Source organism: Streptomyces sp. PH10-H1 (assembly GCF_030063355.1).
GTDB lineage: Bacteria > Actinomycetota > Actinomycetes > Streptomycetales > Streptomycetaceae > Actinacidiphila.
Window position 1 is genome coordinate 1 of the sequence record NZ_JASISZ010000021.1, and the last position, 20,999, is coordinate 20,999.

Here is a 20,999-nt window from a genome sequence, read left to right on the forward strand (position 1 = left end):
CCTCATCAAGCTCGAAGCCCGCAACGCCTTCGGCTTCCGCAACCGAGAGAACCAACGCCTCCGCTCACGCTGCGCAACCACTCGACGCAGCCGACGACAGGCGTTGCCCGGATAAATTCGAAGACCCACAATCGCGGCGGCGCCATGGATCTCACCGACAAGGGCCGCACTCCCGAGCGCTGGTACAAGGCCATGCAGGCCCGGGAATTGGCCGTTGGCTTCGGACTAGCCGTGGCAGAGCACATTGTGCAAAAGCGCTACCCGGACCACGTCATCTCGATCGTGGACACCAGTACGGTCCTGCGAGCCGGCTGGCCCCTGAACGTCTCACAACGGAACAAGAGCTCACGGCCCCGCCCCGACTACCTCATCGAAGCGTGGAAACCGGGCGAGCCGTCGAAAGTCACGCTCGTAGCCTGCCGGGGAAACCACCAAAAGCCGAGCAAGCGGGGCGGCCGGACACGCAGCACCACCGTCCAGCAACTGGTAAAAGGCGCCGAGCTGACCGAAGGCATGCACATCGGCCCATGGAACACGACGCCCTGCCTGATGCTGTCCACTGAACTCCTGGGACAGGGCGGAGTCGTGGTCAATGCCCTGCAGGCGCCCGGCGAAGCCCGTCTTCCCGTCCGCACACCGCGTGCCCCGGGAAACGCTGACGAGGAGATCAGAGACAAGCCGGGCATCCCCTACCCCAACGCCATTCACATACCCGCCCACGACGGAAAGCGGGCGCGGACTGTCGACGGCTTCCAAGTAGCCGAACGCGACCTCGGCTGGTTCGGCCAGCTCCTGACCCGTACCGGCACTGCCAACCTGACCGCTCTGGCCGGCGGAGGTCCCCGAATCGCCCAATACCTCACCCCACGCCAGGGACGACAGCACTACGACGTGCCCACCTTCGCCGCCACATCAAGCGTTGACGACGCGGACATCCAAGTCGGCGGAACGAAATTCGTCGGCACGGACCACGTCTTCCGTATGGGGTCCGTACGGATCGAGGCATTCTCCGGTATGGCCGAGAACCTGTACGAACTCATCAAGAAGGGCCGCGTGGAGGAGTACCGCCAGGCCGCGTTTCAGAGCCGCTCGACCGCGCGCGACACCCACGAAACCGGCAGATGGAACGGGCCGATTTCCTTCCACGACGACGGCACCGTCATGGCCATGAGCGTCCTCCCCATCCGCGGTTAGGACCCTCCCTGAACGCACCCGAAGCATCCTCACCGATGCCCCGAGCACAGGAGATGTGGGCGCCCCGCAGTCTGACAAGATCGCATCGAGCGCCCCATATTAAGATCCGCCGCCACACGCAGTACCCCCGCCAGCACCAGCCGACGGGGGTACGCATCTCTCACATGGCTATCACCAACACCACGGACGCTCCTGGACCACAGTGACCTGACCTGCGCTTAAGCGCTTCACCTGGACCGCCTGGACCACACAAGACGCGATCTACAACCTGTACCGTGTAGTACCGAGAGCACAACCCAAGATCAGGACCGGTTGCGTTCTTGCTGGTCAGAGTGGTATCGCAGGGGCTTAGACGTCATCTCACCCACCCTCTCCCGCACCCACATCTCACGTCCCTTCAAGGGCGGGAGCGGGAGCCCTCTGCGAGCGGGTGATCGGAACCGTACGCCGCGAAGCCCTCGACCACGTCCCGACCTCCAGCGGCAGCAGTTGCCAGCTGACGCCGCTCAGAGCACGAACAAGATGACCCGCAGCACAGCCGGTCATCCACCGGCTTCGGGCCGGGAGCCTTCTGCGGCCAGGGCGGCAGCAACGGCTCGATCAGCGCCCACAGTTCGCCATCCCCGATCCACGGCCGATTCCTCATACCTCACGAACAGCGGAATCGTCTGTCGGTCACGCCCGACCAATACGTCTCAGCAAGATCGCGTTGCGAGCCCTAAAGCACGCATCAAGCAATTCCCGCAGCAGAATAGTAGCGCCGGGACTCACAAGAACGGGCCGAATGGAATGCGAAAATGAATCTGACCTGCAGTCGATCTGATGCGTTTCCCGGCGATGGGACGGGCAACGTCAATCGGGCGTGGAATCCAGCACTTCGACGGGTACAGCTCCGACCGGACCCGCAGCTCCGCGGACGATGCTCGTGCCACAGCTGACCCAACGCGGGAAATGCCCGTAGCCGAGGCTCGCAACCCCGAGAGGTGCGGGCCCCAGCTATGACGTGCGCTTGGGAGTCAGGCGGGAACGATGTTCTCGGCCGTCGGGCTCTTCCGGCCCGGCGCGATGTCAAAGGTGACCCTCTGACCCTCGAGCAGCTCACGGAAGCCCTGGGCGGCGATGTTCGAGAAGTGGGCGTACACGTCAGCGCCGCCACTGTCCTGCTCGATGAAGCCGAACCCCTTTGCTGCGTTGAACCATTTCACGGTGCCGGACGCCATTGCCATATCTCCTTCGGGCAGTACGCCGGAATCCGCAATGCGCGGATACCAGGTCGCCGCGATAATGCCCTGCCCGAAAAATGAGCGGAAATGCAAAAGCGCTTCCAGCGGCTTGACCTACCGACGAAGGCACTTGGAATTTTGGGAATCACAACCGCAGCTGAGATCGAGAGTAACATGCCGCCGCAGCCCGCATACGTTAAACAATTACGTTGTGTTCATTGCGGTAAAAAGACTCCCCATATGGCGCGTTAAATCCTTCCCTCACGGACATAGATATTGATCCATCCGGAGCAGAATGTTTCAGGAACAGCCTTACGTTCGACCCTCCCAGCCGGCCAGAGCTATCTGCTGGCCCCCTCCCCCCGCCGGCTCCCCTCGCGTGCCCCGTTCGCAGGAGACCGTTTGATGGTGCGCGCCCTCGGCAACCCCGTACCCGGCCCCACGGGCGCCCCGACTTGGTTGAGTGCCTACCGGAAGGGGCACCGAAAACGATCAGTGCTGACAGCGGCCGTTACGGGGCGTCAGGAACGCGCAAGGTGGCCCACACGCGCTTGCACCGGCACCCGCTCCGCCGTCACCTGCACACACGGCCGGTTCACGATCTCGGGTTCTGTGCTCAGGCGGTGGGGTTGCTGGGGCGGTTGCGCAGCTGTTCGTTGAGGGCCAGAGCTTCTTCGAGCTGGTCTTCCAGCGCCACGATGCGGCAGGCGGTTTCGATGGCGGTGCCCTGGTCGACGAGTTCGCGGGCTCGGGCGGCGATGCGCAGTTGGTAGCGGGAGTAGCGGCGGTGGCCGCCCTCGGACCGCAGGGGGGTGATCAGGCGGGCTTCGCCGATCGCGCGCAGGAACGCGGCGTTGGTGCCGATCATCTCGGCGGCCCGGCCCATGGTGTAGGCGGGGTAGTCCTCGTCATCGAACCGGTCGGCCGGGCTGGCGGGGGGTTGTTCGGTCATTACGCCTCTTCGTGTCTGGTGGTCATCTGGCCTCCTGGGGGAACGCGTGGAGGGGCCCCGGAGCCGTACCTGGCTTCCGGGGCCCCATGGGGCGGATCAAACACCATCTACATCTACCGGCTTGTGCGTGCCGGTCCTGCCGTATTCGCATCGCCGCGTCGGGGGAACACGGAATGCGGGGATCTTGAATGCTTGACCGGGGACCACCTTCCAATCCGGGGCCTTGCGAGTGCCCACACACACCTGCCGTGCGGGCGATCCTGATGGTGTCGCTCCGAACCTTTCCTGCTCGTACCTGAACGACGAGAACTACTGACCTGCTGGTACTTCAGATACTGCGGTCCTGCGATCACCACTGCTGGTGGCCTTCACCGCACCACCGTCCGACAGCCAGCCCCGTCGCCTGTCCCGCAACTGCTCTGGCTTAGAACCCCACTGCCGAACCTCCTGGCGCGCGCGCCCGCAGCCGGCGCCTTCACCAAGAGACCACTCATCCACTGCTGGTACTGCTGGTACTGCTGGTACTGCTGGTCCTGCTGTCAGAACTGCACTTGCTGTACTGCGTTTGTACCTACTGCGGTCCTGCACGGCGACCCCTCAGTGGGTCACCTGGCCCGGCAACCAACCCTGCGGCCACGTGCACTGAACGGCCGCCGGATTCCATCACCGTGCCACACACTCTGCGCGCCAGTTCGTGTCTGCCGCGCCCTGCTGTCTTCTTGGCTACGACAGGAACACTACCCACACCCCGGCAGGAATGTCTACTGCAGCCAGGATAGATTTCCGTGTCGGCAGGAGGGAGGCATACTGCTCCCGTCCACCACGACCAAAGAGTGCGCCAGAGCACAGACGGGGCAGGAGAACGGCATGCGAACCGACCGCTCGCCCGTTCCGGAGACGGACATCTGCGACCTGTGCGCCCGACGGCTCACCGACGGATGCCAGATGGGCGTCGTCCCGGACTCCTCCGCGATCCACGCCCGCAGCCCGGCGCGCGACGGCCGGCGACTGGTCGTCGCCTGCTCCCCCGAACACCTGGCCGCCCTGCAGCAGGAGTACCGCACCCGCCCGTACGTGCCCGAGGAACTGTGGGCCGGGCAGATCGACCGCGCGCAGGCGCTTCAACCCAAGGTGCTCAGCAGGGATGCGCTGTCGGCGGCCGCGGGCCTGAGCCTCCTGGAAGTCCAGCGCGCTCTGGCCTGGAAGAACCGCGACCGGCGACGGTACGAACAGGATCCGCAAACACCCGAAGTCGGCTGAAGGACTCGACTGGTCCGGATGCCTCAGCGACTGCGGGTCAGCGGGCCTTTCGGGTCTGCCGGCGGCGCCGCCGGTGCGTGTCGGACAACGCTCCTGCTGGTGGCGTGGACTGATGCCCGCCACGGGAAGGGAGCGAGCAGCACAGAGACCGCCGGGCCGCGCCAACACTTCTGCGACTCCTCCTGTGCCTTTGCGCTGATCGTCCCGGCCGCAGCCGGCCCGCACCGCCCCCGGTACACACATCTCGGGGCAGCCCCGCCCGCAGGAGGCAGAACTGAGTCCTCAGGGCGCGAGGGGTCGAGGGTGGAGGATGACCGGCGGCCTGCTTGCGCACCGGGCATGTGATGCGGCGGCGAGCAGGTTGCCTGCCGCGCGGCTACTGCGATCAGGCGGCGGGGTGGTGGGTGCGGAGCTGGGCGTTGCGTGCGAGGGCTTCTTCGAGCTGGTCCTGCAGGGCGACGATGCGGCAGGCGGTGTCGATGGCGGTGCCCTGGTCGACGAGTTCACGGACCCGGGCGGCGACGCGCAGTTGGAAGCGGGAGTAGCGGCGGTGGCCGCCCTGGGAGCGCAGGGGGGTGATCAGGCGGGCGTCACCGATCGCGCGCAGGAAACCGGGGTTGGTGCCGATCATTTCGGCGGCGCGGCCGATGGTGTAGGCGGGGTAGTCCTCGTCATCGAGACGGCCGAAGGAGACCTCTGCTGTCATCTCACCTCACTGGGAAACGGACGAAGGGAACGCGTGGAGGGGCCCTGGCGCTTGCAGCGCCAGGGCCCCGAAGGACGGAAAACACCACCTGCCGGCCCTGGTACTGCGCCGGCCTACTGTGTCCGCACGACCGACCGTGGTCGGGGGCGCGGGGATCGCGGATGCGTGACCGGAGACCACCTCACTATCGATGTCCTGCGGTACCCGGACTCAAGCGTTCGGCCCGGGCGATCCTGATGGCGCTCAACCCCTCCGCTCCCTCTAGATGAATCACTTACCCAACCCGTACTGCGAACTGCTGGTGGCCTTCACCGCACCACCCTCCGGCAGCCAGCCCCGTCGCCCGTCCTGCAACCGCTCTGGCTTAGAACCCCACTGCCGAACCTCCCGATGCGCGCGCCCGCAGCCGACGCCTTCACCGAGGAACTGCTCACACTCCACTGCTGCATACCGCTGGTGATACGTACTGCTCGGTGGCCTGCACTAGCGCCACACTTTCGGCAGCCAGCCCCGTCGCCTGTCCTGCGTCTGCTCTGGCTTAGAACCCCACTGCCGAACCTCCCGGCGCGCGCGCCCGCAGCCGACGCCTTCACCGAGGAACCAATGGGTACTGCACTGCTGGTACTGCAACCGCATCCGATACTGCTGAAACTGCATGATGCGGTCCTGCTGAACTGCGGGTACTGCGTGTCAGACCTGCACTTGCAGTAATGCGGTCCTGCGCGGCTGCCCCTCCCGGGGCGACCCGGCCCGGCAATCAACCCTGCGACCCACCAGCACTGCACTGGCCGCCGAATTCCATCACCGTGCCACCTACTTTGCACGGCAGTTCGTGTCTACCGCACCCTGCTTCCTTCTTGGCTACGAGAGGAACACTACCCACACCCGGAAGCGAATGTCTACTTCACCTGGGATAGATTTTTGTGGCACGAACCGATAGGCATCCTGTCTCCCGCTCGGCAGGCACCGGTGGCAACGGGAGGCATGGAAGGGGTAGGAGAACCGCATGAGAGACGACCAGTCACCGTCCGTCCCGCAGACGGACATCTGCGATGCGTGCGCCCGGCCGCTGACCGACGGGTGCCACCTGGGCGTCGTCCGGGACTCCTCCGCGATCCACCCCCGCCACCGGGCACGTGACGGGCGGCGCCTGATCGCCGCCTGCTCTCCCGAGCACCTCGTGGCGCTGCAGCGGGAGTATCGCGAGCGGCCCTTCGTCCATGAGGAGTTGGGGCCGGGCAGATCCTGCGTGCCCTGGCTCAGCAGCCCGACGGACTGGCTGCCGAAGCCCTATGCGCGGCCACGGGGCTGGATGATCTACAGATCCGACGCGCCATGGAGTGGGAGCAGCATCGGGCTCAGCACCGCCCGCAGTCCTGCGAGCACCACCTGCACTCCCCCGATGCCGGGTGACAGTCTCGACCGGTGGGGTGCGGTGGTCAGGGCAGGTGGGTGGTGATGTCGCGCAGGGAGTGTCCGGTGCGAAAGGCCAGGGCCCGCATGCGGGCGAGGGCTTCGTCGAAGGGGATCCCCAGGCGCAGTGCCAGGGCTCCCGCGGCCCGGTGGGTGGCGCCCCAATGGGTGTCCAGGAGGCCGGCCGGCTCCCACGGCAGGTCCGCCCCCCGGAGAAACACCGTCCGGTAACTGTCCACGAGCGCCGCGGCCGCGGTGTCCACGGCCGCAGCCGCCTGTTGGGTCTGCGCCCAGGCGGTGGCGCGGGGCCGGGCGTAGAGCACGGCGGCCGACCCGAAGCGCTCATCGGCCCAGCGCAGCGGGAACGCGTGGATCGCGCCGATGCGTGGCAGTACCTCGCGTGCGATCGTTCCGAAGAAGGGCCAGGGGGTGACCTGGTGGCGGAGGTCTCCGATGATCGTGGAGTGTCCGGTGAGACTGGCGCTGTGGCACGGCCCCTCCCCCACCAGAAACTCCAGCTCCTCCAGCCGCAGCGCCGGTATGCCGCTCACCGCGAGCAGCTGGCGGCCGAGCGTATCACTGTGCAGGGACATCACCGCCCAGTCCGCCTCCAGCGCCTCGCGCAACGCGTGACACAAACGCCCTGGCAACCCCGCGGTATCGCCCGCCGCCGCCTGGCTGACCCGGCGTAACCCCGACCACCGCTCCACCACGACCACCGCCATCCGCACAGCAGTTCCCGCTCCACCCCGGAGCACCACAGACTCCCAACTCCCCTACCGGCGCACAAGGTTCGCGCTGGAGGACACCTCGATTCCCCGACCAGAGCCTGCTAGGCGGGCGCTGGCGTGCCGGGTCGCCCGCCCGCATGGCCTGCCGGCTGATTCCGCAGCCCTGCCGGATCGTCGGACGGGTGTGGAGACGACGGACGGGCTGTCGGCAGGCAGCTGACGTGGGTCCGGAGCTACCTTTTGGCAGACGCTCGGTGAAGTCGGGTGGTCGGGTAGCAGGCCACGGTGCGGCGGCATCACGGAAGGTGATGGCCACGTGGCCCAGGGCCGGTCATGAATTGGGTGGGGCCACGGCTGCTGAGGTCACATGGAGTGCGGTGGGCCGGTCAGCCGTAGGCGGGTGTACCCAGCATCGCTGCCGCGGCCTGGAGTGGGCCGAGAACAGCGGCGGCAGTCACAGCAGCAACGTGGGGTGTGGGGCGGCAGGTGAAGCCGAGTCGGGTCATGGCCCGAGTGATCTGCTCGGCGGTGAAGTCACGCCGGTCCTGTCGGGTGAGGACCTGGCCGACCTGTTTCACGGGGTAGGTGCGGCGACTGATGATCACGCACTCTCCGGTGACCGGTTCGGGCTTGACGCCCCGCATCCTGTCCTGCACTTCGGCCTTGACCAGGTCGAACGGGAAGCCGGCGATGATGCAACGCATAGGACCTCAACAAAGGGAGGGGGCGGTCGGATTTCTCAGACTCCCACACCCGGACCTACGGCGGGAAGATCAACCCGCCGATGGGAAATCCGGCACGAGGGCCGGTGTTCGTGCTAAGTTGTTGCCAGTTGCAGTTGTGGTACCCATGAACTTTGTGTGCACTCGACGGGCGTGACCCGCGGGTGCATTTTTTGTTTGGCCGGTCATCTCCGGATGGGCTCATCGCGGCGACGCGGACTCCGCACAGTGCGGTTTTCGGTTCTGCCCCCTGTCTTAAGGAGACACACATGGCTACTGGCATCGTGAAGTGGTTCAACGCGGAAAAGGGCTTCGGCTTCATCGAGCAGGACGGCGGCGGCGCTGACGTCTTCGCCCACTACTCGAACATCGCCGCCCAGGGCTTCCGCGAGCTGCAGGAAGGCCAGAAGGTCTCCTTCGACGTCACGCAGGGCCAGAAGGGCCCGCAGGCGGAGAACATCGTTCCCGCCTGACGCTGACGCGCGTCATACGGTCAGGGCCCGCTCCGCAAGGTTGCGGGCCCTGACCGTCGCCCGCAGGCCCCTCGCTCCGCTCATCGCGGGGCGGGGCGGCTGCGGACATCAGTACCCATGCCGCACTGCAGGCGGCTCCGCGGTCCACGACCGCGCTCTGCTCACTGCCCCGGCCCCGCCCTGTACGGGTCCCGCTCCCGGCCTGCATCTTTGGCAGTGCCGCTCGTGGCGAAGTGTGTTCGCGCGGTTTTCCGCGCCGCTTCGGTCCCGCCTCGTTCTTTCTCATTCTTTCGGTTCGTTCTTGCGATGCCTTCGCGCGGCGTGTTCGCTGCTGTGGCCTCCTGAGCGTCCCGTGTTCAGGAAGGTTCTCCTTGAACCCCGTTCGTTCCAACCGTTCATATTCCAGTTCCAGTTCGACCAGTCGCAGTGGTGCCTCCGGCGCTGGCGGTTACAGCCGTTCGGCCCCGAGTCGCTCTGGTGCGCCGAGTCGTTCCGGCGGTTACGCGGGCTCCGGTGGCTCCGGTCGCTCCGGTCGCGACGCGGGATCGGGCCGGTCCGGCGGTTCCAGCCGACGCCCGTCCGTTCAGGGCGAGTTCGCCCTGCCGGTCACTCTCACCCCGGCGTTGCCCGCGGTGGAGAGCTTCGCCGCGCTGGACATGCCGGCCGCGCTGCTGGCGACGCTGGCGCACGAGGGCATGGCGGTGCCGTTCCCCATCCAGGGCGCGACGCTGCCCAACGCCCTGGCGGGACGCAACGTGCTGGGCCGCGGCCGTACCGGTTCCGGCAAGACGCTCGCCTTCGGTCTGGCGCTGCTTGCCAGGACCGCCGGTCAGCGCGCCGAACCGCTGCAGCCGCTGGCTCTGGTCCTGGTCCCGACCCGTGAGCTCGCCCAGCAGGTCACCGACGCGTTGACCCCGTACGCCCGCTCGCTGCGGCTGCGGATGGCCACCGTGGTCGGTGGCATGTCCATCGGACGGCAGATCCACCTGCTGCGCGGTGGCGCCGAAGTCGTCGTCGCCACGCCGGGCCGGCTCAAGGACCTCATCGACCGGGGCTCCTGCCGCCTAGACCAGGTCGGCATCACGGTCCTCGACGAGGCCGACCAGATGGCCGACATGGGCTTCATGCCGCAGGTCACCGCCCTGCTGGACCAGGTGCGCCCGGACGGGCAGCGCATGCTGTTCTCCGCCACCTTGGACCGCAACGTCGACCTTCTGGTGCGCCGCTACCTGCACGACCCGGTCGTGCACTCCGTCGACCCGTCGGCCGGCGCGGTCACCACGATGGAGCACCACGTGCTGCACGTGCACGGCGGGGACAAGAACGCGGTGACGACGCAGATCGCCGCCCGTGACGGCCGGGTCATCATGTTCCTCGACACCAAGCACGCCGTGGACAAGCTCACCGACCACCTGCTGAACAGCGGAGTGCGCGCCGCGGCACTGCACGGCGGCAAGTCCCAGCCGCAGCGGACCCGCACCCTGGAGCAGTTCAAGACCGGACACGTCACCGTGCTGGTCGCCACGAATGTCGCCGCTCGCGGCATCCACGTCGACAACCTCGATCTGGTCGTCAACATCGACCCGCCGAGCGACCACAAGGACTACCTGCACCGCGGCGGCCGCACCGCGCGCGCCGGTGAGTCCGGCAGTGTCGTCACCCTGGTGCTGCCCAACCAGCGCCGCGACATGATCCGCTTGATGCGGGACGCCGGCATCACCCCGCAGACCGCGCAGGTCCGCCCCGACGAGGCCGAACTGACCCGGATCACCGGCGCCCAGGCCCCCAGCGGCGTCCCGTGCGTCATCGCCGCACCGGTCGTGGAACGCGCCAAGCGCAGCGCCTCCGCCACCCGCGGCCGGCGCAGCCGCTTCGCCCAGGCCCGCCGCTCCGCCCCGGGCGAGCGCCCGGCGCCCCGCGTGACCCTCGCTGCGTAACACCTTCGGCCGACCTTCCGAGAGCCGTCCCATCCCGATGCCCGGGGATGGGACGGCTCTCGGCGCCTGGGCCGACTTAGGCGTTCACGCGATCCCGAGGAACTCCAGGGAGTGACGGAAGGTAAGCGGGGCACACGAACAGTCACTGATACATGTGCGCGGAAGGTAGAACGATGACGACTGATTCCGGTACTGCGACGCTGGTCGAAGAGCTGCGCGAGCGCGCGGGGGCGTTCGTGAACTCGCACGTCGACCTATGGGTCACCGTGGAGGACGACGGGACGCTGATCCTCGCGGGCCAGGACCCCACAGCCCTGTTCCAAGCCGCCGCGGACTGGCTGGGGGACGGGCCCGCCTGCACCGTCGTCGATACCCGCTGGATCCGAGGGACGGCCGAGCCCGCCCACACCCTCTGCCTGTTCCTGCGCCCGCCAGGCGCCGAACTGACGCCGCAGCGGACGGCCGAACGGGTCTAGGACCGCTCCCGGCCCCAACGAGATCCGGCAGGTAAGGGCGGCAGCGCGACCCCTCGGCGCCGCCACCCTGTTTCCCGGCGTGCCTCGGCCAGACACTCGGCCGCACCCTGTACGCCAACTCGCCCGCCGCTCCGGGGCCACCACTCGCACCGTCGTCCTCATCGCGACGGGCGGCGCCACCACCGCCCTCCTTGCAGCCGTCTCCGGCCCCCTCCCCCTCCTCATCGCCCTGGCCATCGTCGCCGGCATGGTCCGCGGCAACCTCACCCTCCTCCAGGCCACCGCAGCAACAGACCGCTGGGGCACCGCCGCCCACGGACGCCTCTCCGCCACCCTCGCGGCCCCCGTCACGGTCGCCGGCGCCCTCGCCCCTTTCGCCGGAGCGGCACTCGCCGCACCACTGGGCGGCTACCCGCGCCTACTCGCCGTCCTGGCATGCGCCTCAGCATGCGCCGCCGTCCTCGCCTCCGGCTCCGGAACCAAGGGATGAGCAGACATCTTGCTGGCTCCCATCGAACGCGGTCGAACAGCCCTGGACGTGGGGAGCAGGCGGCGGAGCTGCCCGTGAACTCGTCGAACTCCTGCCCTTGCGTCGACCATCGGCGCAAGATGCCCACACACAAGTCACTGCCAAAGCAGTCATGGCCAATCCGCCGCCCCGCCGGAGTGTTTCGGCGGGACCCCCGGTCTCACAAGATGCCCCTATGACGCGGGTATGCGGGTGTGGTGCGGATCCTTGCCTATGAGGGTGGCGAGCAGACCCAGGGGCCGTGAGCAGTCGAGCATTCCCGCCTCGTCGAAACGGACCAGCGCGACGGAAACCCGAAGCCACACCACACGCAGAACCCCCATCGACATCATCCGGCGGGGGCTCCTCACCTCTCACTCGCTCTCACACAGCCCCTATGGCGGGGGTCACGACTGTATGGCCCTGACCAGATGGAACACCTCCCGGGCAGCGTGGCGCTTGATGCACCGGACGATTTCGCGTCGGGTCTCCCGAAGCTGCGGGTCCATCCCCGCGCGGGCGGGGAGCAGGGCGAGGACCGGCTCCCCACGGGCTTGGGCTGGGATCCATCCCCGCGCGGGCGGGGAGCATGCGTGGCGCGGGCTTCTTGGTTTGTCGCCAGGGGGTCCATCCCCGGGGGTGCGAGGAGCAGCCGACGCCCACTACGTATGCGCCTGCGAAGCAGGGTCCATCCCGCGGATGCGGGGAGCAGTCGGCGACCTGCTCGGCCAGGTCCATCGGCGGGGGTCCATCCCCGCAGGTGCGGGGAGCAGTACGCCTGACCTAGAACAGGTCAACAGTCCGTGGGTCCATCCCCGCGGGTGCGGGGAGCAGCGGAGCATGACCATCGCGCCGCCCTGGATGACGGGTCCATCCCCGCGGATGCGGGGAGCAGGGCGCGTCCCACAGCATGTCGGGGCAGGCCACGGGTCCATCCCCGCGGGTGCGGGGAGCAGTTCGCCTCGTCCAGGAGATCGTCCAGGATCCAGGGTCCATCCCCGCGGGTGCGGGGAGCAGTGGAGCAGTGGAGCGGCACGAACCCAGACGTCACGTGGTTGGGTCCATCCCCGCGCGAGCGGGGAGCAGGGTGGCCGGCCCAGGCCCGTCGTCTCTATGACGGGTCCATCCCGCGCGAGCGGGGAGCAGGCTGGTGACCTGCGAAGTCAGCCTCAGGAACTCGGATTTCGAGCACTTCCATCGAATCGGACATTATGGACCCCTGCGCCTTTTTGAATTCGGCGGTCACTGAACGCCCCGTTTGGGACGATCCGCCCTTCCCGATCTCCGCAGAAGGTACCCCCGCCGGATACCACGCAGTGTCGTCACCGCCCGCCCCACAGCAGAAGCGGGATGGGCGAGCCGGGGCATCACCAAACCGCGTCAATCACCCCGGAGCACAACCTGCCGCCAGACACAGAACCCGCCAGCACCACCCCCACTGCAGCCCCCCACGCCTGACGGCGGAGCCCCGCCAGATGCAACCGGCGGGGCCCTCACCTCTCACAGACGTCTCACCAACAACACCGACGCCCCTGGACCACAAGACCCCGACCTGGCACTACGCCACTTCCTTGTACCCAGTGGACGCCTCTGGACGGCCCCTACAACCTGTGCCATGTGAGACCGGTACCCCTGTCAGCGCCGAAGGGCAAGATCCGGATCAAGGACGGCCCCACACGGGTTTTTGCCTAGCATTTCCCTCTGTCTCTGCAGCTCAGAAGCGGTGGAAGCCGTGCATCGCCAGCAGACGAAGAACCTACCGCTACTCTGCGCGGGTGACCGAGTGGGGCCGCTCTGCACCCACGAAATTCCCGGCATCCTGCCATTTCCGCTCAGCCAGGAGGCGCCTGACCAGCGAGGCAACGCATCTAATGACCCATCAGAACGAGCGTCAAATGAGCGTCACGATGGCTCGTAGAGCGTCATTTCAGCGTCAAGATATCGCCCGTAACGCACACACCACATAACGCACACCATCCAAACCCGCAGGTCAGACGGCCTTCGCGATGGGCTCCAGGATCGCGACGCACTCCACGTGGTGGGTGAGCGGAAAGATGTCGAGATGCCCCATAGCACCCTGATGAGGCGATGCGGCGGCGAGCCAGCACCCGCCCAAGACCTGCACTCGCAAGGCACGCAGAGAACAACGTCGACTTCCCATCGATGCGGCTGGGCATGCCGAGCGCCGGAAGGGCCCCGCAGCCCGCGGAACACAAACCGTCAGCGGACCGAGATCCGGACCAAAACCGGGGGCGCAGCGAAGAGTCGACTGTGCCCCGCTGCAGCGTCCACTCTGACCGGCCCGCCGGTTTCAACGCTCCGTAGTCAGCACCAAACCAGCACGGGAGAGGTGATCAGGGGTGCTGACAGGGGATTTTAGTCAGCACCGAACCAGCACGGGAGTCAGCACCGCGCCGTCAAATTGTGCCAAAAGCCTCGTCTCCGCAGCAGGGCGTCTGACGCCACCGGAAGGCGCCGGCCTGGCATCCGATGCCGCGCATGGCTGCCGCGCGGACACCCGGCCCCGAAAGTGTGGTGTCCCACCACATGTGCGCCTGACCTGCGGCTTCCTACGGTGTGGCGACATCGAATCGTCCCCGTCCCTGCCCGGAAGTGGTGACCATGGCTGCCTCGGCATCCGCTCTGCCCACACCTTCGTCCCTGCGGCGCATCGTCGCCGCGAGCCTGATCGGCACCACCATCGAGTGGTACGACTTCTTCCTCTACGGGTCCGCCGCCGCCCTGGTGTTCAACAAGCTGTTCTTCCCCGGCTCGGATCCGCTGGTCGGCACGTTGTTGTCGTTCCTGACCTACGCGATCGGCTTTGCCGCGCGGCCGGTCGGGGCGTTGGTGTTCGGGCACTTCGGTGACCGGCTCGGGCGGAAGAAGCTGCTGGTCATCAGTCTGCTGATGATGGGGGGTGCCACGTTCTGCATCGGGTTGCTGCCGACGCATTCCACAGTCGGCTCGGCCGCGCCGGTGCTGCTCACCGCGCTGCGGCTGGTGCAGGGATTCGCGCTCGGGGGCGAGTGGGGCGGAGCGGTGCTGCTGGTGTCGGAGCACGGGGACGCCAAGCGGCGCGGGTTCTGGGCGTCGTGGCCGCAGACGGGGGCGCCGGCCGGGCAGTTGCTGGCGACGGGGGTGCTGTCGGCGCTGACCGCGCTCATGTCGGATTCCGCGTTCCTGGCGTGGGGGTGGCGGATACCGTTCCTGCTGTCGGGCGTGCTGGTGATGGTGGGGCTGTGGGTCCGGCTGTCGGTCGACGAGTCGCCGGTGTTCAAGGCCGCGCTGGCGAAGGCCGAGGCGCGCGCGTCGAAGGACGTGGTGGAGCGGATGCCGCTGGTGGCGGTGTTCCGGGACCACTGGCGCGATGTACTGGTCGCGATGGGCGCCAGGATGGCCGAGAACATCAGCTACTACGTGATCACGGCGTTCGTGCTGGTCTACGCGACCACCCACGCGGCGCTGGGCAAGCAGACCGCGCTCAACGCCGTACTCATCGGCTCCGCCGTGCACTTCGCGGTCATCCCGGCCTGGGGCGCGCTGTCGGACCGGGTCGGCCGCAAGCCCGTGTATCTGCTCGGCGCGGCGGGGGTCGGGTTGTGGGCGTTCCCGTTCTTCGCGCTGATCGACCGCAAGGACTTCGGTTCGCTGGTGCTGGCGATCACCGTCGGACTGATCTTCCACGGGGCGATGTACGCACCGCAGGCAGCCTTCTTCTCGGAGATGTTCTCAACCCGGATGCGGTACTCCGGGGCCTCGATCGGCGCGCAGTTCGCCTCGGTGGCGGCCGGCGCCCCCGCGCCGCTCATCGCGACCGCGCTGCTCAAGGACTACGGGAGTTCCACGCCGATCTCCCTGTACGTGGTCCTCGCCGCGGTCGTCACGCTGGTCGCCGTGGCGGTCGCCAAGGAGACCCGGGGACGCGATCTCACCGCGGAGGGACCGCTGCCGGGGCGGGCCGCCGACCCGGCACCCGCCGCGGCTGCCGCCACTGCCCCGCACTGACCCCGCACTGACCGCGCGCCGGAATCCGTAGCCGGGGGTCCCGCCACCGTGGCGGGGCCCCCGCATCGGGTTCAGTCCAGGCCACCCAACCGGTGCAGCCGCAGGGCGAGTTGGAGTTCGAGAGAGCGTTCCGGACTCTGCCAGTCGGGGCCCAGGAGGTGGGCGATGCGCTCCAGGCGCTGGGCGACGGTGTTGACGTGGACGTGCAGCGCGTCCTTGGTGCGGGCCGGGCTCATGCCGCTGGCGAAGTAGGCGTCGAGCGTGCGGACCAGGTCGGTGCCGCGGCGGGTGTCGTAGTCGGTGACGGGGCCGATGGTCCGCCGCACGAAACCCATGACATCGCGGGAGTCGGCCAGGAGCAGGCCGAGGAAGCCGAAGTCCTCGGCGGCGGCTCCCTCACCGCCACGCCCGAGCACCCGCAGCGCGTCCACGCAGCGCTGCGCCTCGGCGTAGCCGGCGGCGACCGCCTCGGGCTGTGCGGCAGGGGCCTCGACGCGGGTGGACGCGCCGACGGTGACCTCGGCGTGGACGGCCGCGCCGAGCTGCTTGGCGAGCCGGCGGGCGGTCGCGGACGCGTCGGCGCCATCGGCCAGGGGCAGCAGCAGTACGGTGCCGCCGTCGCGGGCGGCCGCGAGGCCGTGCCGGGTGGCGGCGAGGTGCGAGGCGGCGGACCACAGCCGCTGGCGGTCGGCGGTGGCGCCCGCCGCCAGCCGGGCGGCGAGGACCACATGCGGTACGTCCAGGTCGGCACGGAGCCGGCCGGCCCGTTCGCGCAGCAGCCGGGGGTCGCGGTGGGGGGCGTCCAGCAGGTCGTCCAGCAGCTCGCCGCGGAAGCGCTGCTCGGCCTCGCCGGCGGTGCGCCTGGCGAGGAGCAGCAGCGCGGTGACCATCGCGGCGCGTTCCAGGGTGCGCTGGTCGACGGGGTCGAGGCCGGGGTGGCCGTGCAGGACGAGCGCGCCGAGGAGTTCGCCGCTGGCGGTGACGGCCGCGGTCCAGCTGTCGCCGTCACGCACCGCGTGGCCGTCGGCCCGGGAGCGGGCGACGGCGGCCGCGAGCGTGGCGGGCACCGGCTCGCTGCCCGTACCGGCGCCGGTTCCGGTGACCTGGACCGTTCCGGAGAGCACTTCGGCGACGACGGCGGCGACATCGTCGACCCCGCCGCCGCGCAGCACCAGCTCGGTGAGCCGGTCGTGGACGTCGGAGGCCCGTTCCAGGACCGCGCTGTGGCTGCGGATGGTGTCGTTGGCGGCGCCGAGTTCGTCGAGCGCGGAGCGGGTCTCCTCCAGCAGGTTGGCGGTGTCGATGGCGACGGCCGCGAGGGAGGCGAGGGAGGCGAGCAGCGCGATCTGTTCGCGTTCGAAGACCCTGATCCGCCGGTCGGCGGCGAACAGCACGCCGATGACGCCGCTGCCCAGCGCGAGCGGCACGCCGAGGATCGCGACCAGCCCCTCGTCGCGCACCCCGGAGTCGATGGTGTGGGTGTGCCGGAAGCGCTCGTCGTCGAAATAGCTCTCGGTGACGTACGGCATGGCGGTCTGGGCGACGAGTCCGCCGAGCCCCGCGCCCATCGCGAGCCGCAGGCTCTGGAAGCGGGCGGAGACCGACCCCTCGGTGACGCGCATGTAGGTGTCACCGGCCCGGGGGTCGTTGAGGGTGAGGTAGGCGACATCGGTGCCCAGCAGGGAGCGGGCGCGCTGCACGATGGCCTGCAGTACGGCGTCCAGGTCGCGCAGCCCCGCCAGGTCGTTGGCGGTCGCGAAGAGCGCCGACAGCTCCGCCTCGCGGCGCCGCCGCCCCTCCAGCTCGTCCCGGACCCGCAGCGCGAGCTGCTTGGCGTTTTCGAGTTCCGCGAGCCGGGTGGCCGGCGCGCCGTCGGCACGGGCGCGCAGCGCCGGGCGCTCGTACTCCTCGGCGGGCGCGCCGCGTGCCAGGAGCCGCAGGTAGGGAGCCTCGGATGGTTCGTCCCGGGCCTCGTGATCGCCGTTCATGGGGACAGGCTTACCGGCATGCCCGGTCCCGGCGCCAGCGGCGCTCAGTGGGCGGTCCATCCGCCGTCCATGGTGAGCGAGGCTCCGGTGATGAAGGAAGCCTGCTCCGTGCAGAGATAGACGGCCAGTTCCGCGATCTCCTCCGGCTCCACCAGACGCTTGACGGCCGAGTCCGCCAGCAGGATCTCGGTCACGACGCGCTCGGGGCCGATGCCGTGCGCGGCGGCCTGGTCGGCAATCTGCCGTTCGACGAGCGGGGTGCGGACGTAGCCGGGGCAGAGGCAGTTGGAGGTGACGCCGTGCCGCGCGCCTTCCAGGGCGGCGGTCTTGGACAGCCCTTCGAGCCCGTGCTTGGCGGAGACGTACGCGGACTTGTATGGGGAGGCCCGCAGCCCGTGCACGGAGGAGACGTTGACGATGCGGCCCCAGCCCTGCCCGTACATGTGCGGCAGCGCCCCGCGGATCAGCCGGAAGGGGGCCTCCAGCATCACGCGCAGGACGGTGGAGAAGACCTCGGGCGGGAAGTCCTCGATGGGGCGGACGAGCTGCAGTCCGGCGTTGTTGACGAGGATGTCGGTGCCCGCCGCGGCCTGCTCGGCGGCGTCGAGGTCGGTCAGGTCCAGCACCAGGGTCTCCACGGTGCCCGGCCGTCCCGCCCCCGCGGCCTCGTCGTACAGGGCGGCGAGCCCTTCGGCGTCCCGGTCCACCGCCCGCACCTTGGCTCCGGCGGCGGCCAGCCGCAGCGCGCAGGCCCGGCCGATGCCCCCGGCGGCCCCGGTGACGAGTGCGGTGCGACCGCCGAGGTCAGCGGCGGAAGGCGAGGTCAGCGTCATGCTCGCAGGCTAAGCAGCGATCGGCCCCTGACCGATGGCGGCCGCGCCCACACTTCGGCGCTGCCGGGTGTGGTGCGGCGCCATGAGCGCGAAGCGGGGACCTCAGGAACCCCGGGGTTACGAGTTCAGGAACCGCGGAGTTCAGGGGCCGGGGCCGGCACGAACCAGGCCGGTTCGTCCTTGAGGGCGAGCGCGATGCGCTCATGGTGCAGCGGCGCCAGCTCGGGCAGCGCGTCGAGGGCGAACCAGCCGACGTCGAGGGATTCGTCGTCATTGACCTTCGCCGTGCCGCCGACGGCGCGGCACAGCATCACGACGTCCATGTACTGGGCGCGGTGCCCGTTGGCGTACTCGATCTCCCGGTTGGTGAAGACGCTGAGGATCCGCTCCACGACGGCGATCACCGCGGTCTCCTCGGAGATCTCCCGCACGGCAGCCTCGGCCGGCTGCTCCCCCGGCTCGGGGATTCCGGCGATCAGCGCCCAGTTGCCGGTGTCCGACCGGCGGTTCAGCAGCACTCTGCCGCTGTCGTCGAAGACCACCATGACAACGCCGGGCATGAACAGCAGAGTGTTGCCCGCCTTGGCGCGGATATCGCGGATGAACTCGGGAATCGGCATCCCCCGAGCCTACGAGAGCCCGTTGAACGCAACATCAGCACCACGGCTCCCAAGTGGTGCATCGTTCCTGCATGACATATCCACAACACACCGTCTCAGCCGTTACGGTGGCCCGAGACAGCGCCCGCGGGGACGGGACGGCGACGGTACCCCGTCGCGTCCGGGTGGCGTCAGGGGGTACCGGGGGATGGAAACGGCGACCGGCGGGGCGTCAGGAGCCATGCAGGCGGACGGACGGGACGGCGCGGAGGAACATGCGCGCGGCAGCAGGACCGATGCTCTCGGCATCGCCGTGCTCGTCGGCTGCGCCACCTGGTCGCTGATAGCGGCGGCGGGCCGCCCCGCCCGCCCGGAGGGTCTGCTGCTGGCGCTGCTCGCGGTGACCGCCGGATACGCGACGGGACGGATCGCGGGGGCCCTGCTGCCCGTCGCGGCCCCGGCGGGCGTGGCACTCGCGATCGTCGGCGCCACTCTGGTGATGCCCGGGCGGCTGTCCGGTGACGGCACGACCCCGCCGCTGGGTTACCCGAACGCCGACGCCGCGCTGCTGGTGCTGGCCACCGGAGCCGCCTGCTGCGCTGCCTGGAGCGCGACCGCTCCGCCGCTGCGCCTGGCACTGCGCCTGCTCGGGGCCGGGGCCGGCGGGCTGGCGCTGGCCATCGGATCGACGGCCGGATTCGCCGCGTCCGTCGGCGTGATGCTGTGCTCGCTGGCCGCCGCGCGCATGCGGCGGCGGCTGCTGGCTCTGGTGGGGTTCGCACTGGCGGCCGCCATCGCGGTCGGCGGGACGTACGCGGTGGCGGCCGACGCGTTGCCGCCCGGGCTGTCCGCCTCGCTCACCGGGCAGCTGACCGCGCCCCGGGTCGCGTTGTGGCACGACGCCGTAGGGATGGCCCGGGACCATCCGGTGCGGGGGGTCGGCCCCGACCGGTTCCGCGTGGCGAGGTCCAGCGCGCTGACCTCCGTCGAAGGGCCGCCGACGCCGCAGTCCGCCGCCTTCCAGGTGGCCGCGGAGCAGGGGCTGCCCGGCGTCGCCCTCCTCGCCGCGGCGTTCGCGTGGGTGCTGTGCACGCTGTGGCGCTCGCCGCGCGCCACCCCCGTCGTCCTCAGCGCGGGGGCCGCGCTGACCGGCCTCGCCATGCTCGCCGCCGTCGACCATGTGCTCAGCTACGCCGTGGTCACCGCCGCCGCCGGCATCCTCGCCGGCCTCGCCGCCGCCCGCCCGCTGCCCGAGTAGTGCCGTGACCGGCAAGGTCCACCGGGTTACGCGTCCTTCGACCGCGCGTCCTCAAGCCCCCCCGCCTACCGCTGGGAGGTGCCCCCTGGACGGGCTGATTTCCCCCGTCCGGCGATGGAGGACGAACCGGCTGCCGGGCCCGGCGATCCAATACGGTCACCCGCCGGCCGACCGCGAGCGCAGGCCCACCCACTGCCGGATCGCCTGTACGGCGCCCTCGGCGTCGTCCACCGTCACGGTGAACACATGGCCGGTGCCCAGGACGAGCACCACACCGGGACCGCGGCGTACGACGACGGCGGTGCCCATCTCGGGCCGCCAGCGGTAGCCCCAGCCGCCCCAGGTGCGCGGGCTGACGAGCGGCTCGAGAGCCGCGGAGCTGACCTGATCCATGGGGATGTGGCGGCGGGGCACACCGATGTGGCCACAGCGCACATCGAGCCCTTCACGGTCCACCGTGACCCGCACGTGGGTGAACGCGACCGTGCCGAACAGCACGAGCAGCCCGACCGCCACGCAGCCCACCACCGACATGACCAGGGGCGCGAGGCCTGAGGCGTACGGGCCGTCCACGGCCAGCTCGATACCCAGCGCCATGCAGGCGGCTCCGGCGGCGGCGGGCAGCCACTGCATGCGATTGCTGGCCCGCCCCGTCCAGACCTGGGGCGCGGCTACGTCTCCCTGAGGAGCATCCGTCATGCTGCGCAGCCTACTCAGC

At 69.4% G+C, this 20,999-nt stretch carries 18 protein-coding genes, 1 pseudogene and 1 CRISPR repeat array; of the genes and pseudogenes, 9 read left to right on the top strand and 10 right to left on the bottom strand.

Annotated elements, in window-relative coordinates:
• Nucleotides 1–144: 144 nt before the first annotated feature.
• Nucleotides 145–1,194: a hypothetical protein gene (locus QMK24_RS15235; RefSeq protein WP_283466413.1), complete on the top strand. Its 1,050-nt coding sequence runs from the start codon at nucleotides 145–147 to the stop codon at nucleotides 1,192–1,194.
• A 1,016-nt stretch (nucleotides 1,195–2,210) separates the two neighbouring features.
• Here the strand turns inward: QMK24_RS15235 and QMK24_RS15240 are convergent.
• Nucleotides 2,211–2,414, bottom strand: a complete 204-nt coding sequence (locus tag QMK24_RS15240; protein WP_269289610.1) for a cold-shock protein — start codon at nucleotides 2,412–2,414, stop codon at nucleotides 2,211–2,213.
• A 619-nt stretch (nucleotides 2,415–3,033) separates the two neighbouring features.
• The gene (locus QMK24_RS15245) at nucleotides 3,034–3,369 is read right to left on the bottom strand and encodes a MerR family transcriptional regulator (RefSeq protein ID WP_283466414.1); all 336 of its coding nucleotides are present in this window, start codon (nucleotides 3,367–3,369) and stop codon (nucleotides 3,034–3,036) included.
• 867 nt (nucleotides 3,370–4,236) lie between these two features.
• On the opposite strand from QMK24_RS15245, the gene QMK24_RS15250 reads away from it, so the two are divergent.
• The gene (locus tag QMK24_RS15250; protein WP_269289616.1) at nucleotides 4,237–4,629 is read left to right on the top strand and encodes a hypothetical protein; all 393 of its coding nucleotides are present in this window, start codon (nucleotides 4,237–4,239) and stop codon (nucleotides 4,627–4,629) included.
• 385 nt (nucleotides 4,630–5,014) lie between these two features.
• Here QMK24_RS15250 and QMK24_RS15255 read toward each other — a convergent pair whose 3' ends face one another.
• Nucleotides 5,015–5,335, bottom strand: coding sequence for a MerR family transcriptional regulator (locus QMK24_RS15255; RefSeq protein ID WP_269289618.1), 321 nt, complete (start codon nucleotides 5,333–5,335; stop codon nucleotides 5,015–5,017).
• 1,006 nt (nucleotides 5,336–6,341) lie between these two features.
• On the opposite strand from QMK24_RS15255, the gene QMK24_RS15260 reads away from it, so the two are divergent.
• Complete coding sequence (locus QMK24_RS15260) at nucleotides 6,342–6,794, top strand: hypothetical protein (RefSeq protein WP_283466415.1); 453 nt, start codon at nucleotides 6,342–6,344, stop codon at nucleotides 6,792–6,794.
• On the opposite strand, the gene QMK24_RS15265 is transcribed toward QMK24_RS15260, so the two are convergent.
• Together QMK24_RS15265 and QMK24_RS15270 are read right to left on the bottom strand one after the other, a co-directional pair.
• Nucleotides 6,775–7,479, bottom strand: coding sequence for a hypothetical protein (locus QMK24_RS15265; RefSeq protein WP_283466417.1), 705 nt, complete (start codon nucleotides 7,477–7,479; stop codon nucleotides 6,775–6,777). The two genes, QMK24_RS15260 and QMK24_RS15265, sit on opposite strands and share 20 nt — an antisense overlap.
• Before the next feature lie 386 nt (nucleotides 7,480–7,865).
• Nucleotides 7,866–8,183: an SCO5918 family protein gene (locus QMK24_RS15270; RefSeq protein ID WP_269289625.1), complete on the bottom strand. Its 318-nt coding sequence runs from the start codon at nucleotides 8,181–8,183 to the stop codon at nucleotides 7,866–7,868.
• A gap of 287 nt (nucleotides 8,184–8,470) precedes the next feature.
• Between QMK24_RS15270 and QMK24_RS15275 the strand changes: the two genes are divergently transcribed.
• From QMK24_RS15275 to QMK24_RS15290, 4 genes and pseudogenes are all read left to right on the top strand, one after another.
• Nucleotides 8,471–8,674, top strand: a complete 204-nt coding sequence (locus QMK24_RS15275; RefSeq protein ID WP_145801666.1) for a cold-shock protein — start codon at nucleotides 8,471–8,473, stop codon at nucleotides 8,672–8,674.
• Between the two features lie 371 nt (nucleotides 8,675–9,045).
• On the top strand, nucleotides 9,046–10,611 hold the full coding sequence (locus tag QMK24_RS15280) for a DEAD/DEAH box helicase (RefSeq protein ID WP_283466420.1): 1,566 nt from the start codon (nucleotides 9,046–9,048) through the stop codon (nucleotides 10,609–10,611).
• A gap of 173 nt (nucleotides 10,612–10,784) precedes the next feature.
• A complete protein-coding gene (locus QMK24_RS15285; protein ID WP_269285755.1) occupies nucleotides 10,785–11,087 on the top strand; it encodes a hypothetical protein in 303 nt (100 codons plus the stop codon).
• Nucleotides 11,088–11,173: 86 nt separating this feature from the next.
• Nucleotides 11,174–11,577 (top strand): annotated as a pseudogene (locus QMK24_RS15290) (MFS transporter); the annotation flags it as partial.
• 212 nt (nucleotides 11,578–11,789) lie between these two features.
• Here the strand turns inward: QMK24_RS15290 and QMK24_RS15295 are convergent.
• Nucleotides 11,790–11,939 (bottom strand): hypothetical protein, encoded by a 150-nt coding sequence (locus QMK24_RS15295; protein WP_164299605.1) that lies wholly within the window; start codon nucleotides 11,937–11,939, stop codon nucleotides 11,790–11,792.
• Between the two features lie 400 nt (nucleotides 11,940–12,339).
• Nucleotides 12,340–12,682: direct repeats of the CRISPR family, unit length 30 nt; unit sequence GGGTCCATCCCCGCGGGTGCGGGGAGCAGT.
• A gap of 1,535 nt (nucleotides 12,683–14,217) precedes the next feature.
• Between QMK24_RS15295 and QMK24_RS15300 the strand changes: the two genes are divergently transcribed.
• On the top strand, nucleotides 14,218–15,603 hold the full coding sequence (locus tag QMK24_RS15300) for an MFS transporter (protein WP_283466422.1): 1,386 nt from the start codon (nucleotides 14,218–14,220) through the stop codon (nucleotides 15,601–15,603).
• 71 nt (nucleotides 15,604–15,674) lie between these two features.
• Here the strand turns inward: QMK24_RS15300 and QMK24_RS15305 are convergent, their stop codons facing one another.
• From QMK24_RS15305 to QMK24_RS15315, 3 genes are all read right to left on the bottom strand, one after another.
• Nucleotides 15,675–17,591, bottom strand: a complete 1,917-nt coding sequence (locus tag QMK24_RS15305) for a helix-turn-helix domain-containing protein (RefSeq protein WP_283466423.1) — start codon at nucleotides 17,589–17,591, stop codon at nucleotides 15,675–15,677.
• A 44-nt stretch (nucleotides 17,592–17,635) separates the two neighbouring features.
• Nucleotides 17,636–18,424, bottom strand: coding sequence for a 3-hydroxybutyrate dehydrogenase (locus QMK24_RS15310; RefSeq protein ID WP_283466427.1), 789 nt, complete (start codon nucleotides 18,422–18,424; stop codon nucleotides 17,636–17,638).
• A 125-nt stretch (nucleotides 18,425–18,549) separates the two neighbouring features.
• Entirely contained in the window at nucleotides 18,550–19,044 is a 495-nt protein-coding gene (locus tag QMK24_RS15315; protein WP_283466429.1) for an NUDIX hydrolase, read from the bottom strand.
• A 220-nt stretch (nucleotides 19,045–19,264) separates the two neighbouring features.
• Between QMK24_RS15315 and QMK24_RS15320 the strand changes: the two genes are divergently transcribed.
• Nucleotides 19,265–20,281: an O-antigen ligase family protein gene (locus tag QMK24_RS15320; RefSeq protein WP_283466430.1), complete on the top strand. Its 1,017-nt coding sequence runs from the start codon at nucleotides 19,265–19,267 to the stop codon at nucleotides 20,279–20,281.
• A gap of 156 nt (nucleotides 20,282–20,437) precedes the next feature.
• Here the strand turns inward: QMK24_RS15320 and QMK24_RS15325 are convergent, their stop codons facing one another.
• The gene (locus QMK24_RS15325; RefSeq protein ID WP_283466431.1) at nucleotides 20,438–20,980 is read right to left on the bottom strand and encodes a hypothetical protein; all 543 of its coding nucleotides are present in this window, start codon (nucleotides 20,978–20,980) and stop codon (nucleotides 20,438–20,440) included.
• Nucleotides 20,981–20,999: the final 19 nt, after the last annotated feature.